The sequence below is a fragment of the Arthrobacter sp. 01L42 genome, from assembly GCF_056400005.1.
This window is the reverse complement of record NZ_JBFTSL010000060.1, coordinates 1-406: the sequence shown is the minus strand read 5'-3', so window position 1 is coordinate 406 and position 406 is coordinate 1. Positions and strand designations below refer to the sequence as shown.

Annotated in this window: 1 pseudogene; it reads left to right on the top strand. The window is 60.8% G+C overall.

The annotated features are described in order from the left end of the window. Nucleotides 1-99: 99 nt before the first annotated feature. Nucleotides 100-406, top strand: a pseudogene (locus tag AC1DN2_RS21370) (IS481 family transposase); the annotation flags it as partial.

Genomic DNA, 406 nt, shown 5'->3' with positions numbered 1-406 from the left:
CTGTGGAGTCTCATGACTTAATGGACGTTTCTGTCTCAAGACATCGTGGACAGTGTGTCTCAGGACATCGTGGACACTCGGACCGGTTTTGCTCGGGTCATGAGCAAAATGCACCCCGATATCAAGATCCGGCATTTGGTGGCGACATGGCCTGACGACGCTGAGAGGGGTGCGGTTACACAGTTCTGCGAACGTCATAAGGTGTCCCGGGCCTGGTTTTACAAGATCCGGGCCGCGGCTGCCGCCGGGGGGACGACCAAAGCCTTGGAAACTGCCTCGACCAAGCCGGCGACCAGCCCGGCCAAGGTCGATGCCTCTTTGGCGCAGCTGGCTCTCGCGACCCGGGAGTCCCTGAAGAGCCTCGGCTATGACTACGGGCCGCTGAGCGTCGCCGCCAAACTCCGAC